Origin of the sequence: Chryseobacterium ureilyticum, from assembly GCF_900156735.1 — a bacterium.
Lineage (GTDB): Bacteria > Bacteroidota > Bacteroidia > Flavobacteriales > Weeksellaceae > Chryseobacterium > Chryseobacterium ureilyticum.
Genome location: NZ_FTOL01000001.1, coordinates 1,315,496 through 1,332,727, shown reverse-complemented (window position 1 = coordinate 1,332,727; position 17,232 = coordinate 1,315,496). Strand labels below are relative to the sequence as shown.

Below are 17,232 nucleotides of genomic sequence, written 5' to 3'. Positions count from 1 at the left end.
ATAAAAAATTTTCATCTACTGAGTCCATAAAACTGTTTGAACATTCATGAGTAAACAACATGTTTAAATACAAAACAGACTTTCTTATTATCACTTTAACGTCAAAAGTCATGAAAACAATACACCTTTTTCAGTTTAAGAATTCCATTACCCGGAAACTTCCTTTTTTTAAGGAAGAATGTAGATTAGATAATTTAAATGATTTAATGGCCTATGATCTGATGAACACCGAAAAAGTGACTGAGTTCATTATTGAAGTTCATGATGATTTTATTTTTGAAGATATGACCAGAGAAGATCTTTTGTCAATGTGCAGAAATGCCAGAGAAATGATTGAGCATTATTTTGTTACAACCATGAATGATTATGACGTTATCTGAATATTGATTTCAGCAGCATAAAAGTTTTTTTGATCAACATAAATAATAGACCCATGAAATTTCAGCAAAGTTTACTTGATTATATCAGTACTTCACTCATTACAATGAATGAAACGGTTTCTATAGCAGAAAGCGTAACCTCGGGATTAATACAGCTGGCTTTTTCCCAAATGGCTAATGCAAAACTGTTTTACAAAGGAGGAATAACGACTTTTACATTACCTGAAAAAGTTCAATTTTTAGATATAAATCAAATTGAAGTTAAGGAAAATGGTTTTGAAACCAAAAAAATGGCTGATACAATGGCTGTAAAGGTCGCTGAATCATTTGGAACAGATTGGGGAATTGCTTCTACTGGATATGCTGCATCTGTAAGAAATTCGGGATTTAAAGTGTATTCATTCTGTTCATTCAGTTACAAAGGAGAGATTGTACTTTCCAAACGCATAGAGCTTCATGATAAGACTCAGGCACTGGATGCACAGTTGTATTATACCGAATTTATTTTAGGGTGTTATAAAAGTGCATTGAATCAAATATTAATTTAAACTTGTCATTTATTTTTTGCCTAGCCCCAACTTTTGCACCTGATCCAAATTATTTAGATATAATTTTTTTAATAATTACAAATTTAATTATTGATAATAATAAAAATAGCGCCAACTGTCTTCAGTTGGCGCCGTTTGGCTTTTGGTGACCTTGACGAGCGTATCTTCAAACACTTTTATAGATGATTTGGTTCGTTTGAGCCAAATTAAACAAGAATTGCAAAGCTTGTTTTTATAAAAAGAATTCTTTTAGTTACTTCTAATTCAATTCAATTTAATTTAAAAAATTAAAACAACTAGCATTTGAATAATAAATCTTTAGCTGGGTGTACTTGTTTTGTAACCATGACCGAAGTAATATCGAAATATTTGTTGGAGGATTTGGAAAGATTCACCGAAATAAATATTCCTATTGTGATAATTTTAATTAATTATTCTGACTACTATTCCTCCTAAGTTCTCGTTCTATCTCATCAATTTCCAATAAAGGAAGCTGATAACTTTCACTTATATATTTTAGAATATTTTTACTTGTTTTATTATTTACTTTTCTGATAAAAAGATAATTGGAAGATTTTAGAGTTTCGATGAAATTATCAACATATTGCTCTTTATTAAAAAAAGTTTTTTCGATGACAGCTCTTTTGTCATCATTCACAATAATGTCATTATAGTCTGTATTGAGAAGAACTGTCTGGAAAAAAGATTCGGCCGGTAAAAGAGTATGTAAATAATAGTCTTCAAAATCCATTACCCTCTTATTATTGGTCAGGAAAACACAGGTGTCTCTTGTAAAAATAAACCATTTTCCACCAATATAAGGGATAACGTCCTTCATAAACTCTCTTTTATATATTAATGAAGAGATTTTGTGGGTAAGCTCCGTAAAGTGATTTTGTATTCTTTGAAGTGTATCTGGCCTGTAAAACTTCTGATCGTAATAAAAAATATAATTTCTTCCAATATTAATAGTTAGAAATTTACGTATAATATTTTGTGACTTAAGGGGGGAATCTTCACCACTTAGATTGATAAAATAATCCCAGTCATTGCTAACATTCAAAAGATATTCCATTGCATTAAGTTCAGCCTGAATCATACTAAAGCCCCCAGCTACAATATTCATGCTTTCCAAAATATATACATTGGGAAAGTGTATTAAATATAATTGTATTTCTTCTGTAAATTCTGCTTTTGCATACCGGTCAATATGAATGAGATAAAATTGGTCCCTGGTATAAATCTTCTGAAACATTTCTTTAAATGCATCAGGTTTATGATGAATCATAATAAAATACGCAATCCTTACCTGCAAAGCAGAATGTAGATCTAAAGTTTGAGAATAAGGTTGAGGTGTAGGATTTGACGTTTGCATGGGAGTGAAATTTAAAATCATCCGCACAGGCAAACAATTCAGTTTATGTGCGTAAGCTACGAATACATTTTTGATAATCAATTAATTAAATCAACTGTAGCCCAGTTATTTTATTGTACATTTGCAAAGTATTTATAAAACAGGCTTCTGCCTTTGCTATTCTGTAATAGTTTAAACTCACAATTTTTTATTTCAGTCTTTGCTTTTTCAGCCGCCCAATTATCGATCGGGTTTCTAATATGAAATGATATATGAATTTTTTCATATTAGAATGATACGTTATTGCTGGCTTATCAATAATAATTATTTGATTTAGATTAAGTTGAGCAAGTGAAAGTAATGAGGAAAGAAGTTATTTACTTATCCTACCATACACCAATTCAAATTCTGGAAAGTGAATTTGCCTACAAAATATCGGGAAATCCGAAAATTATGATGAGTTTTAAAAGTTTAAATTTAATTAATCCAATTATCCGTGCTGTTACAGAATTAGGATATTCCAAACCAACTGAAATACAGTATTCGGCTATACCACATATTTTTGCAGGGAAAGATATTATAGGATGTGCTCAGACAGGGACTGGTAAGACGACAGCTTTTGTAATGCCTATCCTGCAGCTGTTAAAAAAATATACTCCTGAACATAAAGAAATAAGAACATTAATACTTACCCCGACTCATAAGGGGGCGATGCAGATTGAAGAGAATTTTGATGTTTACAGCAAATACTTACCCTTATCACAGCTTTCTATTTATGGAGGAGTTTTAGCAGGTGGTCAGCTTGCCGCCCTTAGAAAAAGAGTAGATATTCTGGTGGCTACCCCTGACAGATTGCTGTATTTGGACAATAAAAGACATATTGATCTTTCTAAAATAGAAATACTTGTTTTGGATGAAGCAGACAGAATATTGAATATGGGGTTTGTCAATGATGTCAAAAAAATTTTAAAACTAATTCCTCAGAAAAGACAGACATTGTTTTTTTCTGCTACATTACCTAAAAGTGTGAAGAAATTTGCAGAATCAATTCTGAATAACCCTATAGAGATTACTATCACTTCTTTATCTTCAACGTTACAAACTATGAAAGAACCCGTTTATTTTGCGGAAAATAGAGATCAGACAGGTTTACTAATTGATTTATTACAAAATGAAAATATAAGGCGTTCACTAATTTTTAGCCGTACTAAACATGCTGCCAATAAGTTTGTACCGGAATTGTAAGGGGTAGGAATTTTTATCATAGCAATTAATGGATACAAATCTTACATGGCAAGACAGGATGAACTTCATGCTCTTCCTCATGCAGTAAACTAAGAGTTTCCTAATATTCCGGAAATTTTTATGTCCACCGGATCGGAAGGGCAGCAATGAAAGGTATTGCTATTTCATTTTGTGATGCAGATGAAAGGTCAGATCATTTTATAAATAAAATCTGTAGCGTTTACAGAAAAATAATAAATAATTTTTTTTAATAATAATTACAATGCAACAAGGCACAGTAAAATTTTTCAATGAAGCGAAAGGCTTCGGATTTATTTCTCCTATAGATGGGAGTAAGGATATATTTGTACATTCATCAGGATTAAGCACAAGCGCAATCCGTGAAAATGATAAAGTCGTTTTTGATGTACAAAAGAGTGATAAAGGGTTAAATGCGGTGAATGTAAAATTGGCGTAATTAATCTCTAATCATGTGTTTGAAATAGATATTATTTTCAATTTCAGTATTATATTTTTTTTACAATTCAAAGTCCAGTAACCTTTGGAGTTTGAGTATATTGTTTGAAAGAGCATTGGTGTAAGTTTAATTACTTTTTATTTTCATAATGTTCATTTGCCTCTCACAGTATGTGAGAGGTTTTTCAAGAAATAATTCTCATCAGCTTAAATAGTGAAACATACGAACATGATTATTATTAACAATTTTATTGAATATAAAGCTTTGGAAGGACAAATGGTTGGTTTTTCTGGCTGGTACACAATAGACCAGCAGCAAATCAATAGATTTGCAGAAGCGACTTCGGACGATCAGTGGATCCATATTAATGAGGAAAGGGCAAAAAATGACGGCCCCTTTAAATCCACTATTGCTCATGACTATTTGTTATTAGCGCTAATCCCTCATCTGTGGATGCAAATTACAGAGGTAAGAAACATGAAAATGGAAATCAATTATGGAATTGAGAATTTTAAATTTGGTCAAGCTGTATTGGTAGATAATGATGTAAGGCTCCAGGCAACTGTTAAATCAGTTACCAATCTGAGAGGGACTATAAAAGTAGAGGTAGAAGCAAAACTTCTAATAAGAAATCAGATTAAGCCTGCTTACACAGGAAACGTTATCTTTCTCTATCATTTTTTTGAAAAAAATAATAGGAATGATGATACATTGGATTAATTCCATTTATTTCCTTATCTGCATGAGGTTTGATTACTAAATGTCAAATAACATCATAACCGTTCACTCCCAAAACAAAGTAATGTTCAATTGTTTTTTGAGCTTTCTTGCACATTGATAAAAGATCATTTACTGATGTGTTGTCGAAAATAAAGTCATCATGGGTTTTTACAATATATTCGGTTACTATTTCAATATTCATTAAATCAATTTCTATTACATCGGTTTTAAGCCTGTGTTCTTCTGTGAAGAAAGGGATTTTACGGAATATAGAATTGTTAAACCGGAATAGATGTATTGTTTTCATTGTAAGAATATTTATTTAATAGGATGAAAAATTTAGGTTGGGGTTTTATTAAGAAAACTTATCTTTTATTTTTCTGTTGACCCTTTTTTTAGATAAGGTACGCTCTGATGGTAATGGGTACATACCACCGGAAAGGATATATAATAAACTGTTCCAGAAATTATTTTTTCTGCAGAATTCATGACTGTGGTTTGTTAATACTTTTAAGTACTCATGTTCGTATTCCTTTGCTTCCTGCAAGGTGTAGTTTTTCGGAATATCTTTAATGATATCCATTGCAGATTGGCTCAAGATTTTTGGTGAGTGTTTTACTATAAAGTCCAATTCTAGCCTACACATGCCGATAAGTGGGATTAGTAAAGAAAAAATTTCTTCATAAAAATTGTAAATATTGGTCTTCCATGATAATCTTTCTTCTTGCGGTAAAACCTGAATGGTCAATTGGGTGATTTTTTTATGGCTTACTTCCATTTCATCTGTATATAGTTTGTTTTGTTGCCAGAATATGAGTGAATTGATTGTATTTTTTTTAATAATATTCTCCAGTATAAATTCAAATTGTATTCTAATATTTTTTATATTGTCGCTGAGGTCTTCTAAAACAGACTGCCACAAATTATGCTGACTTAAGCTACAGTACGTACTGAATCCCATCTCTCTAATCAGTTTAAAAAAATCACGGGACTTTCCCTCTCATTTTATAAGCAGTTGAAACAAAGACGTCTTGGAAATCTGGAAGACTTATAAAAATGTGTGATATATGTAAGTTTATTCCGGATATATATAGCTTAGTACAGAATGAAACGGCCATCTTTGTATTAGTAATCAGGAATTTATCAAACCCATAAAGCTTATATGACTATAGACTATAGATAGTAAAATTTTACATAGGAAGATATAGTGAACAGTTGAAAATTTTTATCATTCGACATGCTGTTCTCCGGTATTTGAAAACATCATCGCAGTAAAAAGACTGGAAAAAGCCAATAGACACCATGATAAAATTAATAGGCTTAGGGATTCTCAATTTTAACAATGAGCATATTAAAACCCCAATAAAATAGTAGATCTGTTTTCAGAAGGTTTTAATTAATTAAGGATAGGAACCTATGGTTTCTGTCCTTTTTATACATGTTGATAGGATGATATATAATGAATTTCATCAACTGTGTCTACAAAAAGGAGTCTGTCCGGATATAAAAGTGTAAGCCATTTTTTTACCTGCAAAACAGACTGTTTTTATTATTAATTCAACACCCGAAGTCATGAAAACAATATATCTTTTTCAGTTTAAGAATTCCATTTCCCGGAAGCCTCCTTTTTTTAAGGAAGAATGTAGATTAGATAATTTAAACGATTTAATGGCCTATGACCTGATGAACACCGAAAAAGTGACCGAGTTCATTATTGATATTCACGATGATTTTATTTTTGAGGATATGACCAGGGAAGATCTTTTGTCAATGTGCAGCAATGCCAAGGAAATGATTGAGCATTATTTTGTAACAACCATGAATGATTATGACGTTATCTGAACATTGATTTCAGCAGCGTAAAAAGTTTTTTAGATCAATATTAAATAGCAGAAGCAATGAAATTTCAACAAAGTTTACTTGATTATATCAGTACTTCACTCATTACAATGAATGAAACAGTTTCTATAGCAGAAAGTGTAACCTCGGGATTAATACAGCTGGCTTTTTCACAGATGCCTAATGCAAAACTGTTTTATAAAGGAGGAATAACAACGTTTACATTACCTGAAAAAGTTGGCTTTTTAGATATCAATAGAATTCAAGCTCAGGAAAATGGTTTTGAAACCCCAAAAATGGCTGATACAATGGCTGTAAAGGTCGCAGAATCGTTTGGAACAGACTGGGGAATTGCTTCCACGGGATATGCAGCATCTGTAAGAAATTCAGGATTTAAAGTGTATTCATTCTGTTCATTTAGCTACAAAGGAGAGATCGTGCTTTCCAAACGAATAGAACTTCATGATAAGACTCAGGCATTAGACGCACAGTTGTATTATACCGAATTTATTTTAGGATGTTATAAAAGTGTTCTTAATCAGATATTGATTTAAGAGATACCACTATTCATACCCTGCAAAATATCTTTCAGATCCATCTACAAAATCACTCTTACAATTTAGCAGGTATATCTAATTATATCGTTAACTTTAAATCAAATGAAATTATATCGAATCTGGGCCGCAACAAGACAACAAAATGCCCCTGCGCTTAAACTTCTTGAACGGCTTAATTTTGTGAAAGTGAAAGAGACAGATCATGACGAAATTGAATATGAACTAAAGTAATTTTATTCATACTATTTGGCTTGTAGTTTATAGTAGACAAATATTTACAGTATGGGAGAGCTAATCACAGAAGAAGTGTTTGCAGCACCACAATGGCAGAAAATAACCTATTAGATAGTAAGTCTTTTAGTATTTGCATTAGGAATTAACGTTCTCATGATAAAAAATGGAGGATGGCTGCTTTTTTTAGCCCCTCTGATTTTCTTTATTGCTGTTTCCATGTTGGTATACACCCGTCAAAAACTTATTATTTCGAATAATGAAATCCGTTTTGTGAGTAGTTTTAAAAGTTATTTTATTTGCTGGACTGATATAACAAAGATTGATATGGTAAGACTTGGAAAATATAAAACACCAACGGTTACCATTTATTATTCTGGTAGAAAGCTGGATTTGAACAAAAGTTATGATCTTGAACCTCAATTCACAAGAATGTTATCCCTAATGGAAACCAGAATCAATCCGGAATTATATACAAAGAGATACTGAACGTTCGTAACCAGATCACCCAGAATTTGGCGTGAAAATATAGCAGAAATTTACTTTATATCATTACTGCTTGTGATCTTTTGAAGCTGCAGGCATTACAAATAAATAAAAAATGATCAAAATTAGTGTACAACGGCTCGTTGTTTTTTCTTTTGCCACACTTCTTTTTTCCTGCTCGGCTACAAAAAAGGTGGTTGAGACCAGTACTGGAAAGGGAGCTGATAAATCTGATTTGCTTTATATGGAAATTCATCGTGTAGCTGTAGAAGCTACCCAAAATAATAATGTTCCGGGGGTAGCTATAGCAGTGATTCAAAATGGAAAAGTGGCATGGACTCAATGTGTGGGATTGGCGGATATGAAAAGTAAAAAAACGGTTACTACAGAAACAATTTTTAATGTTGGATCTGTATCGAAATTGGTATCTGCATGGGGATTGATGCAGTTGACTGAAAAAGGACTTGTAGCATTAGATGAACCGATTAACCCGCTCTTGGTACGTTGGAAGTTGCCAGTATCTCAATATGATATATCAAAAGTTACTTTGAGACGTATTCTCAGTCATACAGCAGGACTTTCAGTACATGGATACGGAGGGTCGGAGCAGGGAACCCCATTGTTAAGTTTAGAAGAGTCACTTTCAGGAAAGACAAAAAGAAATGGAGAAAGTGTGCGTTTGATCAGTGAGCCCGGAACAAAATGGGAATATTCAGGCGGTGGTTACACTCTTGCACAATTGCTGCTCGAAGAACGAACGAAAGAAAAGTTTGCAGACTACATGAAAAAGAATGTTTTTGAGCCTCTAGCATTGAATCATACCCATTATGAATGGACAGAAGAAATGATGGCAAGCTCTGCAACGGCTTATGACAGTTCAGGGAAACCAATAAAGAACAGGATATTTACAGAACAGGCTGCAGCCGGCTTACAAACTACAATTTTGGATTTGGCTCATTTCGCTATGCTATCAGTAACTTCTGATTCAAGACAATTGAATAAAGTTTTGAAAGCAACAAGCCTACAATTAATGGAAAAACCTGTTTTACCATTTTCTGATCTGGGAAAAAGTGGTCTAGGCTACAGGTTTATGAATTATGAAGGGTTTGAAACAATTGGACATACTGGAGAAAATGAAGGGTGGAGTGCTGGAGTGTTTATGCATCTACCCACAAAGAGTGGTATTGTAATACTCTGTAATGGTTCAAACGGAGATCGTGTTTGGTATCCTATTTACCAGAGTTGGATAAAAAGAATCAAGGTAGCTGAAAAGTAACTGATGGATTACATCATCTAAGGAAAATGCAAAATTCGTTGTTATAAATTCATTAGGTCTCTAAATATGTATTATAAAGCTGCTTTAAAATACTTATTTTCAAACTCAGGAGGTACTTTCATAATAAAAATGAGTAAAAATGTATTCAAGATGATAATTATCAATACAAAAATATAAAACTCAAAGAAAAAGAAAACGGAAACGGGATGTGGTGGCAGTAAATATATTTTTATCGTAGTAGTGCTGTTGTAGTACTTTTGATTGGGGCTGATTTGATAAAATAACAATATATTTGATGTCATTTAATTTTGTGGAAGAAGATGCAGGGAAATGAACCGACTTACCCAATATACTCCCCAGGATCAGTAATGGGATTGTTTTGTAATGCATTAAAAATTAATGCAACAATTAACCTTATTTATCTTAAAGGAAGATATTCTTTTGGTGGCGGGAAAGCCTATGGAAATTATTACTACGATCATCTGTTTTCAGAATCTGATACTGTTTCAATTGGAGTGAAAGTTTCTTCATTACTGAGATCTAAAATTCAGAATAATGAGATCTATACATTAAAAGGGTTTATAGAGAAAAATATTAAAAACTCCTGTGTAGAATTACGCTTTGTTGTGGATGAAATAATTCAGCATCAGAACCAAGCACTAAAATTATGTCTTTAATGGATTACTTTAAAGAATGTGCACATCAACAGGAGCGGTACAGTTATGAAGTCCCTTTGACAAGGCAGCAGATTGCTAATTTGACAGGTTTGTGTGTCGAAACCGTTATTCGAACTGTCAAAAAAATGGAGCAGGAAGAACTTGTTAAAATTAATGGCCGTCATATCATGTATTAAATTCCCAGATATGCTCTAAATACAACAATAAGCCTTCTATCTATAGAAGGCTTATTTTTTAATCATACTATTCAATTAAGTCAATTAAGAATCTGTTAATGTTCAACGTCATGTAGTAGTTAACCTTAAAGATCGAATTGTATTCCCCCACGCTTGCCATCGTTCCAGATCCTTTGATTTAATGATAAACTATATTATGGACAACAGGACTAAAGTAAGTGTTGTGATGTATAGAGCTCTTGGTGGTGGATGGGCTAAATATCTATCTACTTATTCGAAGTTATTTTTAACTAATATTTTACTGTAAATAACAGTAACTATAATTAATTACAACTAAGAAAAAACTTTCATAAATCCTTTTTTTTAATCAATTTCTATAAAATTTAACAATTATTTAATTCTCATATAAGTGACCAGATAAGTCTGTATTTTTTTTATTTATCTTTGCAAAAAACTTAACCAAGTGAATCTTCCACGAGAAAGAATTAAAAAAAAGATTGTTTCTTATTCAATCAACAAGGCTTTAATAATCATATAATTATGAAGTCCAAAGTTTCCAAACCTACTTTTTATACCCATTCTAAGTTAAAAAATGATCTCTGTATCAAATATTTATATAAAGGATCTCTGACTGTTGAGTATTGGAGCTTGAAAATTTTACTCAAGTATCCTTGCAATAAGTGAAAAAAACCTTTAATGTTTTGACTATCTAATGCTTATCTTAATCCACTTTCGTTTGCTACTGAATAAAAACAGATATCATTAAAACGATTCGTGCCTATTTTGCTTATGAGTGCTCATATGCAGGATAAGAGAATCAAAGAATTACAGAAACTGAAAAAGTAATCTGTATTCACATTTCTTCTAGGCTAATTTCAAACAATCATTTCTTTAAAACTAAAGTATTTAAACATTTAATTATGCAAAAAAATATTACAATTTTATCTGCTCTTTTATTATCCGTGGCGGCATTAGGTCAGATCGGGGTTAATACACCAGATCCCAAGGCAACGCTTGATATTGCAGCATCACCGTCAGATCTTACTAAAGTAGATGGTGTATTAGCACCAAGATTAACAGGTAACCAGTTGAAGACCAAAGATGGATTATATCTTGCTGCACAAACAGGTTCTATAGTATATGTAACAGCCGCAGCAGTACCTACAACCACTAAAACTGTAAATATAACCACAGCGGGGTACTATTATTTTGATGGAGCAGTTTGGCAGAAATTAGCGAATGGGGCAGCAGCAGAGCCATGGAACGTAGAAGGCACTACAAATCCGGCAACAGCAAATTCAGAAAATATATACCAGACCGGTAATGTAGCTATAGGTACCCCATACCCTACTACAGGGGTTAGCCTGGATGTAAGAGGAGCCGTTCATTTGGGATCTGGTCATTCTGCAAGTGCCACAATAGGTTTACATTCTCTAGTATCAGGATCGAATAATATTGCTGAAACGGAGTTTTCTGCAATTTTAGGAGGAAGCGGTAATAAGACTATTAAAAATCCTAATAGTTCAAATGCTGTGAGGTCTAATTTTATTATAGGTGGAACTTCTAATGAATCACAAGCACAAGGAGCGGGTGTTATAGGGGGTATTTATAATAAAGCAATTGGCGCACATTCTATTGTTCTGGGAGGAAGCTTTAACGAAACTCTAAATGCTCATTCGGTTGCTGCAGGTACTTCAAATACAGCAAATGGATATAGTGAATTTGTAGCCGGTATGTTTTCTACTAATTATACATACACAAGTTTGGTTGGAGATGAAGGAAAAAACCGTCTTTTTAATATAGGTAAAGGTAATAGCGTATCAAGGGCAGATGCTTTTACTGTTCTGGGGCATGGTAAAGTAGGTATTGGTTTTAATAATTTTGAGACCCGCTACACAGGCGAGCTGCTACAAGTTAATGGTAATGCGCAATTGGTTGGTTTACCAACCCAGGGAGCTAACATAGCTACAGATAAAGTGGTAATGGTAGATAATACAGGTGTATTAAAAAGTGTTGCAACAGCAAGCCTTATACCATCTAATCCAGATGCATGGTTATATACAGGTAATACAGCAACTGCAACATATTTTCTAGGAACACTGAATGACGTACCCCTTACTTTTAAAATAAACAATCAACATGCCGGACAAATAACCAATGAAAATGCGTCGTACGGGCACACAGCGTTACGAAATAATACAACTGGTGTTTATAATAACGCTTTTGGTAAATCAGCTTTGTCAGCAAATACAACAGGATTTGGAAACCATGCTTTTGGTCGAGACGCTTTAACCACAAATACTACAGGGGAATTTAACAATGCCTTTGGATATAAAGCTTTATCATCCAACACCACAGCACATTATAATAATGCTTTTGGGAATAATACCCTGGCTGTTAATACTACAGGATGGAGAAACAGTGCTTTCGGACAATATGCTTTAGCTTCTAATACGGTAGGAAATACCAATAGTGGATTTGGAGATGGTGCTTTGTCCTATAATACCACAGGATCTTATAATACAGCTATGGGAGGGGGTAGCTTAGCTTATTCCACAGGTAATAATAATACAGCTATAGGATATGACTCCGGCCCTGTTGGTAATCAAGTTAATTTGTCAACGATTAGCAACAGTACAGCCATAGGTTATCGTGCAAAAGTACAAACCAGTAACAGTATGGTATTAGGAGCTTCTAACAGTCCAGATGAAATTAATGTAGGTATCAACACTACTGCACCACAAGCTAAACTGCATATTATTAAAAATGCAAGTCAGTTAACACCTGCTATTATAGAAGGCTGTAACGTATATGCAGATAATGCAGCTGCAACAGCAGCAGGCTTACCTGTCGGAGCTTTATACAGAACAGCTATAGGGGTAGTAATGGTAAGGTACTGATAGTTGTATTTGATTTACTTCTTTGATAAAGTTTACTAAAAGAAGACGCAACAAAATTAAACCAACAATTAAGGAAATAAATATTGTTTTATTTTCATAATGGTTGGTTTAGTATTGGCTAATCTTTTTAAATAATTTTTTCTTTAGTGAGGAGAACTGCTAATTGAAATAATGTTTTTGCCTGATATTGTTTAGAGATTTTATTTAATCGTTTTTCAATTAAACTTTTACTGATGGTGATAGAGTGGTAAGTAATGAGCTGTTCCCTGATTTCTGTTATCTTATAACCTTCTGATAGATACTTTATGATGAGTAGATCTCTCTTTTCCATTGTTTAAAGATAATGATTTTCAATTTGGATGTTGGAATCAATTGATGTATGGGAACTGAAATAAGATGTATATAGGGATGGCTGATTAATTGTTATTTAGACCAAAATTATTTGACGGTCATAATAGGGGGATGCTTTGTTGCTTGAATCATCTCTTTTTGCTCTACAAAATCATCTTCCTCATTAAAAACTTCCTCAAATAAATTCTCATTTAGTTCTCTGATATTCTCTAAGCTAAGCCCCTTTTATTCTTCAAACCTGTTGTAAGTAAAAGGTAAAAAGCATTGGTGTTGTACAGAGTATTTATTTACTGACATAGCCTTAAATTGATAGGTAAAGCAGGAGTGTTAAAATATACTAAAAAAAGCAATTTTCTATAAACAGTGATGTATGTGGCATACGCATTGTTACTGTTTAAACAGGTTTTTAAGAGAAAACTTGTTTAACACTACATCACTTTACGTATAATTCATTTTGAACTTTTGCCTTCCTATTGACACGGGAGGCTTTTTTATGACCGTTATAATATAAGCTTATTGTGATTGCAATTCAGGATGTTCTTATAATGGTCATACTTTACATGTGGGAGATAAAGGAGGTTGTTATTATACCAATTCATCCGGTAATAAAGTATATGTTGATAAAAGCAAATGTAAAGGCTGCTATTAGATTTATCCTGGGAGAGATCCTGGGATTTTTTATATTTGTATGCTTGAATTATTCAAGTTTCTACTGATTTTATGAAGAGCCTCCTTTGGGAGGTTCTTTGTATATATTAAGGCTATTCAAAGCCAATTAAAGCCTTTTAGCTCATGTTGTTGTAATAATCCCTAAAATAAAACCTTTGAAGCATCTTTCTTTGCGATTAAAAAAAAAGACCTGTTGGCTCCATAAAAAGTATAGATTTTTACTAGTCCCAACTTTTTCGCTTTATCCGAAAAAATGTACAGAACTATATAGTATGGCAGGAATTAATGCTATCATGGTTAATAATAAAAAAATCGCTACTTAAAAAGTAACGATTTTTTTGTTGTGCGACCAAGACGAGCGTATCTTCAAACACTTTTATCGATGATTTGATTCGCTTGAGCCAAATAAAAAAAGAATTACAAAGCTCATTTTTGTCTAGTAATTTTCATATACTTTAAACTATAAGCAATATAATCTTGAGTATAAAAAAAGATAGAGATTGACGTTGTTGGAATCTATTTAACTTCGATTGTCTTTTACTTTCGCACAAAGATTCTACAAATTTTTGAATGGATAAGGGCTAAATATTCCTTATTATTAAATTGTTCGCATGCTGTAATAACCTGTTAAGGGTCTCAGCCAAAAACGTTATACAGTTGACCTTAGAAAGGATTGTTATTTTTTTGAGGTATCATTTTTATATTCAATTATCATTAAAATATTCAAACAATTAAGAATGTCCAATTTCAAAAAGAATAAGTTTCGGTTGTTTTAAATTATTTTGTTAGAGGGGGTATTTTTTATCCTATAGATATGATCTGGTTTATTTCAATAAATTACAAAAGATTTAGAAGTTTATCACTTTTTAGAAAAGATTTTATTGTATTGAAGATATAATTAAATAAATGAAAAATAATTCATATATGAATGAATAAAAATCACTATTTTAGTAATATCAACTAATAACCATAATGAAAATATTCTTAGTAGATGATGATCCCTTCTTTGGAGAAATGCTTAAGTATCATCTTCAGCTCAATCCTGATTATGAAGTTTTCTTATATAATACAGCCAAAGATTGTCTTTCCGAGTTGTATCGTAATCCGGATATTATCTGTATTGATTTTGGTTTACCTGATATACAGGGAGATGAACTTTTTAAGCAGATAAAAAATGTGTATCCAAATCTGCCCATAATTGTTATTAGTGGTCAGGAAAATATTTCAGTGGCAATTAATTTTCTTAAGCAGGGGGCAAAAGACTATATTGTTAAAAACGAACATACTAAAGAACTTTTGTGGAGTTCAATTATTCGGCTCAAGGAAAATATTTCATTGAAGCAGGAAGTTGAAGACTTAAAAGAGGAGCTTGAAAAAAAATATAGCTTTGAGAAAACAATTATTGGACAAAGTGACTCCTTAAAAGCTATATTTTCCAAGATTAGCAAGGCTCTTAACTCAAATATTAATGTTTCAGTTACCGGAGAAACAGGAACAGGAAAAGAAGTTGTCGCCAAGGCAATTCACTTTAATTCTACCCGAAAAAGCAAACCATTTGTAGCTGTTAACATGGCCGCAATTCCTAAAGATCTTATGGAAAGCGAATTTTTTGGGCATGAAAAAGGAGCTTTTACAGGAGCTAATGATCGATCAATTGGAAAATTTGAACAAGCAAACGGAGGAACGATCTTTTTAGATGAAATTGCAGAATTGGATTTTAATCTTCAAAGCAAACTTCTTCGCGCATTGCAGGAAAGAGAGATTGTCAGAGTAGGAGGAACTCAAAAAATTAAACTTGATATTCGCTTGATTATTGCAACCCATAAAGATCTGGCCAGTGAGGTTAAAAAAGGAAACTTTCGGGAAGACCTTTATTATAGGATTGTAGGCCTTCCAATAGCATTACCCCCACTTAGAGATAGAGACCAGGATGTGCTGATTTTGGCTAAACATTTTATTGATTCTTTTTCCAAAGAAAATAAAGTTAAGCCACTTAATTTATCTTCTGATGCTAAAAAAAAGCTTTTGAAATATAGTTTTCCAGGAAACGTTAGAGAGTTGAAATCTGTAATAGATCTTGCCTGTGTAATGGCAGAAGGCAATGAAATAGAGGCAGATGATATCAACTTTTATCATCTTGAAAAAGAAGCTGAAACATTTCTTACCGGGCATAAAACATTAAAACAATATACCACAGATATTATCCTTCATTTTTTGAAAAAGAATAATAATGATGTCATCAAGACGGCAAAGATTTTAGATATAGGAAAATCAACAGTCTATAATGTAATCAATAGTGTACCCAAAACAAACTAAAAATAATCATGAGAGTTGCCAAATTACTTTATAAAAATGGAAAATGGGAATCTGAACGAAATGATAAAGGGGTAGATTACCAGAGTGCCGTACTTGTATTAGGATATGGTGCAAGAAATATATTGGAAGATCCTATATTTTTTTGTGAAGTAAAAAAAATGTTTCCTAAGGCTGATATTGCTCTTTCATCTTCTTCCGGTGAAATTTTCTGTAATGAAGTCTTTGACGACACGGTAGCCATTACAGTACTGGAATTTTCTTCATCACAAATCAGAACGGCACAAATAGATATTAATGATTTTCAGGATAGTTTTGAAGCGGGAAACAGACTTATAGAAAATCTTTCTGATGATCATCTTAAATGGGTATTTGTCTTATCGGACGGAAGTAACGTTAATGGAAGTAAGCTGGTAGAAGGGCTGAACAATGCCCGCCCTGATAAAGTTTTAATTTCTGGCGGCCTTGCCGGTGATAGTGATAAGTTTGAGAAAACAGTCGTGGGGCTTAATCAGGTTCCTGCATCAGATAAAATTGTAGCAATTGGCTTTTATGGGGATCAATTAGAACTTGTTCATGCATCTTATGGAGGCTGGGAAAGCTTTGGCTTAGAAAGAACAGTGACCAAATCTGAAAAAAATATTCTTTATGAAATAGATAACAGAAATGCACTAGATCTTTATAAGAAATATTTAGGAAAATATGCTGAAGAATTACCTGGCTCGGCATTACTTTTTCCTCTTTCGTTAAAAATTTCGGAAGATTCAGATCCTGTGGTGAGAACTATTTTATCGATTAATGATGAGGGTAATATGATCTTTGCAGGAGATTTGCCGGAAGGAAGTAAGGTAAGATTTATGAAAGCCAATATGGATAGACTGATAGATGCTGCTAATGCTGCAGCGGAGGCGTGTTTGGCGATAAATTCAGGCGCTAGCTTAGCAATTATTGTAAGTTGTGTTGGACGAAAACTGGTTCTTGGTGAACGGATTGCGGAAGAAGTAGAAATTGTGAGAGAGGTATTGGGAAGCAAAACAATATAACCGGTTTTTA

19 protein-coding genes are annotated in these 17,232 nt (G+C 32.8%); 15 read left to right on the top strand and 4 right to left on the bottom strand.

Annotated elements, in window-relative coordinates:
- The first annotated feature begins 110 nt into the window (after positions 1 to 110).
- Positions 111 to 380: a hypothetical protein gene (locus tag BW983_RS05770; RefSeq protein WP_052187039.1), complete on the top strand. Its 270-nt coding sequence runs from the start codon at positions 111 to 113 to the stop codon at positions 378 to 380.
- 53 nt (positions 381 to 433) lie between these two features.
- Complete coding sequence (locus tag BW983_RS05765) at positions 434 to 928, top strand: CinA family protein (protein WP_076550598.1); 495 nt, start codon at positions 434 to 436, stop codon at positions 926 to 928.
- Positions 929 to 1,355: 427 nt separating this feature from the next.
- Here the strand turns inward: BW983_RS05765 and BW983_RS05760 are convergent, their stop codons facing one another.
- Entirely contained in the window at positions 1,356 to 2,303 is a 948-nt protein-coding gene (locus BW983_RS05760; RefSeq protein WP_076550597.1) for a beta-1,6-N-acetylglucosaminyltransferase, read from the bottom strand.
- A gap of 339 nt (positions 2,304 to 2,642) precedes the next feature.
- On the opposite strand from BW983_RS05760, the gene BW983_RS05755 reads away from it, so the two are divergent.
- From BW983_RS05755 to BW983_RS05745, 3 genes are all read left to right on the top strand, one after another.
- A complete protein-coding gene (locus BW983_RS05755) occupies positions 2,643 to 3,527 on the top strand; it encodes a DEAD/DEAH box helicase (RefSeq protein WP_228408967.1) in 885 nt (294 codons plus the stop codon).
- Between the two features lie 262 nt (positions 3,528 to 3,789).
- Positions 3,790 to 3,984, top strand: coding sequence for a cold-shock protein (locus BW983_RS05750; RefSeq protein ID WP_065394328.1), 195 nt, complete (start codon positions 3,790 to 3,792; stop codon positions 3,982 to 3,984).
- Positions 3,985 to 4,212: 228 nt separating this feature from the next.
- On the top strand, positions 4,213 to 4,704 hold the full coding sequence (locus BW983_RS05745) for a MaoC family dehydratase (RefSeq protein ID WP_076550871.1): 492 nt from the start codon (positions 4,213 to 4,215) through the stop codon (positions 4,702 to 4,704).
- 43 nt (positions 4,705 to 4,747) lie between these two features.
- Here the strand turns inward: BW983_RS05745 and BW983_RS05740 are convergent, their stop codons facing one another.
- Both BW983_RS05740 and BW983_RS05735 read right to left on the bottom strand, forming a co-directional pair.
- The gene (locus BW983_RS05740; RefSeq protein WP_076550595.1) at positions 4,748 to 5,011 is read right to left on the bottom strand and encodes a heme oxygenase; all 264 of its coding nucleotides are present in this window, start codon (positions 5,009 to 5,011) and stop codon (positions 4,748 to 4,750) included.
- Between the two features lie 48 nt (positions 5,012 to 5,059).
- Complete coding sequence (locus BW983_RS05735; protein WP_076550593.1) at positions 5,060 to 5,665, bottom strand: hypothetical protein; 606 nt, start codon at positions 5,663 to 5,665, stop codon at positions 5,060 to 5,062.
- A 611-nt stretch (positions 5,666 to 6,276) separates the two neighbouring features.
- Here BW983_RS05735 and BW983_RS05730 point away from each other — a divergent pair.
- The 8 genes from BW983_RS05730 to BW983_RS05700 all read left to right on the top strand — a co-directional run bounded on the left by BW983_RS05730 (position 6,277) and on the right by BW983_RS05700 (position 12,846).
- Positions 6,277 to 6,546: a heme oxygenase gene (locus tag BW983_RS05730; protein WP_076550592.1), complete on the top strand. Its 270-nt coding sequence runs from the start codon at positions 6,277 to 6,279 to the stop codon at positions 6,544 to 6,546.
- 56 nt (positions 6,547 to 6,602) lie between these two features.
- Entirely contained in the window at positions 6,603 to 7,097 is a 495-nt protein-coding gene (locus BW983_RS05725) for a CinA family protein (protein WP_076550591.1), read from the top strand.
- Positions 7,098 to 7,202: 105 nt separating this feature from the next.
- The gene (locus tag BW983_RS24475; RefSeq protein ID WP_262484584.1) at positions 7,203 to 7,331 is read left to right on the top strand and encodes a GNAT family N-acetyltransferase; all 129 of its coding nucleotides are present in this window, start codon (positions 7,203 to 7,205) and stop codon (positions 7,329 to 7,331) included.
- A 156-nt stretch (positions 7,332 to 7,487) separates the two neighbouring features.
- Positions 7,488 to 7,820 carry a hypothetical protein gene (locus tag BW983_RS05720; RefSeq protein WP_076550589.1) on the top strand — a complete coding sequence of 111 codons (333 nt, stop codon included), beginning with the start codon at positions 7,488 to 7,490 and terminating at the stop codon, positions 7,818 to 7,820.
- Positions 7,821 to 7,932: 112 nt separating this feature from the next.
- The gene (locus BW983_RS05715) at positions 7,933 to 9,093 is read left to right on the top strand and encodes a serine hydrolase domain-containing protein (RefSeq protein WP_076550587.1); all 1,161 of its coding nucleotides are present in this window, start codon (positions 7,933 to 7,935) and stop codon (positions 9,091 to 9,093) included.
- A gap of 320 nt (positions 9,094 to 9,413) precedes the next feature.
- Complete coding sequence (locus tag BW983_RS05710; RefSeq protein WP_076550585.1) at positions 9,414 to 9,770, top strand: hypothetical protein; 357 nt, start codon at positions 9,414 to 9,416, stop codon at positions 9,768 to 9,770.
- The gene (locus BW983_RS05705) at positions 9,761 to 9,946 is read left to right on the top strand and encodes a helix-turn-helix domain-containing protein (protein ID WP_084184321.1); all 186 of its coding nucleotides are present in this window, start codon (positions 9,761 to 9,763) and stop codon (positions 9,944 to 9,946) included. The genes BW983_RS05710 and BW983_RS05705 overlap by 10 nt, the downstream gene beginning before the upstream one ends.
- A 920-nt stretch (positions 9,947 to 10,866) precedes the next feature.
- Complete coding sequence (locus BW983_RS05700; RefSeq protein ID WP_076550583.1) at positions 10,867 to 12,846, top strand: hypothetical protein; 1,980 nt, start codon at positions 10,867 to 10,869, stop codon at positions 12,844 to 12,846.
- A 127-nt stretch (positions 12,847 to 12,973) separates the two neighbouring features.
- Here BW983_RS05700 and BW983_RS05695 read toward each other — a convergent pair whose 3' ends face one another.
- Complete coding sequence (locus BW983_RS05695) at positions 12,974 to 13,177, bottom strand: hypothetical protein (protein ID WP_076550582.1); 204 nt, start codon at positions 13,175 to 13,177, stop codon at positions 12,974 to 12,976.
- A 1,661-nt stretch (positions 13,178 to 14,838) separates the two neighbouring features.
- On the opposite strand from BW983_RS05695, the gene BW983_RS05685 reads away from it, so the two are divergent.
- Positions 14,839 to 16,182: a sigma-54-dependent transcriptional regulator gene (locus tag BW983_RS05685; protein ID WP_076550578.1), complete on the top strand. Its 1,344-nt coding sequence runs from the start codon at positions 14,839 to 14,841 to the stop codon at positions 16,180 to 16,182.
- A gap of 8 nt (positions 16,183 to 16,190) precedes the next feature.
- Entirely contained in the window at positions 16,191 to 17,222 is a 1,032-nt protein-coding gene (locus tag BW983_RS05680) for an FIST signal transduction protein (RefSeq protein WP_228408965.1), read from the top strand.
- Positions 17,223 to 17,232: the final 10 nt, after the last annotated feature.

Bases quoted from the DNA above. Each gene is read 5' to 3' on its own strand.
- BW983_RS05770 (WP_052187039.1), top strand. From the start codon at position 111: ATGAAAACAATACACCTTTTTCAGTTTAAGAATTCCATTACCCGGAAA.
- BW983_RS05765 (WP_076550598.1), top strand. From the start codon at position 434: ATGAAATTTCAGCAAAGTTTACTTGATTATATCAGTACTTCACTCATT.
- BW983_RS05760 (WP_076550597.1), bottom strand. From the start codon at position 2,303: ATGCAAACGTCAAATCCTACACCTCAACCTTATTCTCAAACTTTAGAT.
- BW983_RS05755 (WP_228408967.1), top strand. From the start codon at position 2,643: ATGAGGAAAGAAGTTATTTACTTATCCTACCATACACCAATTCAAATT.
- BW983_RS05750 (WP_065394328.1), top strand. From the start codon at position 3,790: ATGCAACAAGGCACAGTAAAATTTTTCAATGAAGCGAAAGGCTTCGGA.
- BW983_RS05745 (WP_076550871.1), top strand. From the start codon at position 4,213: ATGATTATTATTAACAATTTTATTGAATATAAAGCTTTGGAAGGACAA.
- BW983_RS05740 (WP_076550595.1), bottom strand. From the start codon at position 5,011: ATGAAAACAATACATCTATTCCGGTTTAACAATTCTATATTCCGTAAA.
- BW983_RS05735 (WP_076550593.1), bottom strand. From the start codon at position 5,665: ATGGGATTCAGTACGTACTGTAGCTTAAGTCAGCATAATTTGTGGCAG.
- BW983_RS05730 (WP_076550592.1), top strand. From the start codon at position 6,277: ATGAAAACAATATATCTTTTTCAGTTTAAGAATTCCATTTCCCGGAAG.
- BW983_RS05725 (WP_076550591.1), top strand. From the start codon at position 6,603: ATGAAATTTCAACAAAGTTTACTTGATTATATCAGTACTTCACTCATT.
- BW983_RS24475 (WP_262484584.1), top strand. From the start codon at position 7,203: ATGAAATTATATCGAATCTGGGCCGCAACAAGACAACAAAATGCCCCT.
- BW983_RS05720 (WP_076550589.1), top strand. From the start codon at position 7,488: ATGATAAAAAATGGAGGATGGCTGCTTTTTTTAGCCCCTCTGATTTTC.
- BW983_RS05715 (WP_076550587.1), top strand. From the start codon at position 7,933: ATGATCAAAATTAGTGTACAACGGCTCGTTGTTTTTTCTTTTGCCACA.
- BW983_RS05710 (WP_076550585.1), top strand. From the start codon at position 9,414: ATGCAGGGAAATGAACCGACTTACCCAATATACTCCCCAGGATCAGTA.
- BW983_RS05705 (WP_084184321.1), top strand. From the start codon at position 9,761: ATGTCTTTAATGGATTACTTTAAAGAATGTGCACATCAACAGGAGCGG.
- BW983_RS05700 (WP_076550583.1), top strand. From the start codon at position 10,867: ATGCAAAAAAATATTACAATTTTATCTGCTCTTTTATTATCCGTGGCG.
- BW983_RS05695 (WP_076550582.1), bottom strand. From the start codon at position 13,177: ATGGAAAAGAGAGATCTACTCATCATAAAGTATCTATCAGAAGGTTAT.
- BW983_RS05685 (WP_076550578.1), top strand. From the start codon at position 14,839: ATGAAAATATTCTTAGTAGATGATGATCCCTTCTTTGGAGAAATGCTT.
- BW983_RS05680 (WP_228408965.1), top strand. From the start codon at position 16,191: ATGAGAGTTGCCAAATTACTTTATAAAAATGGAAAATGGGAATCTGAA.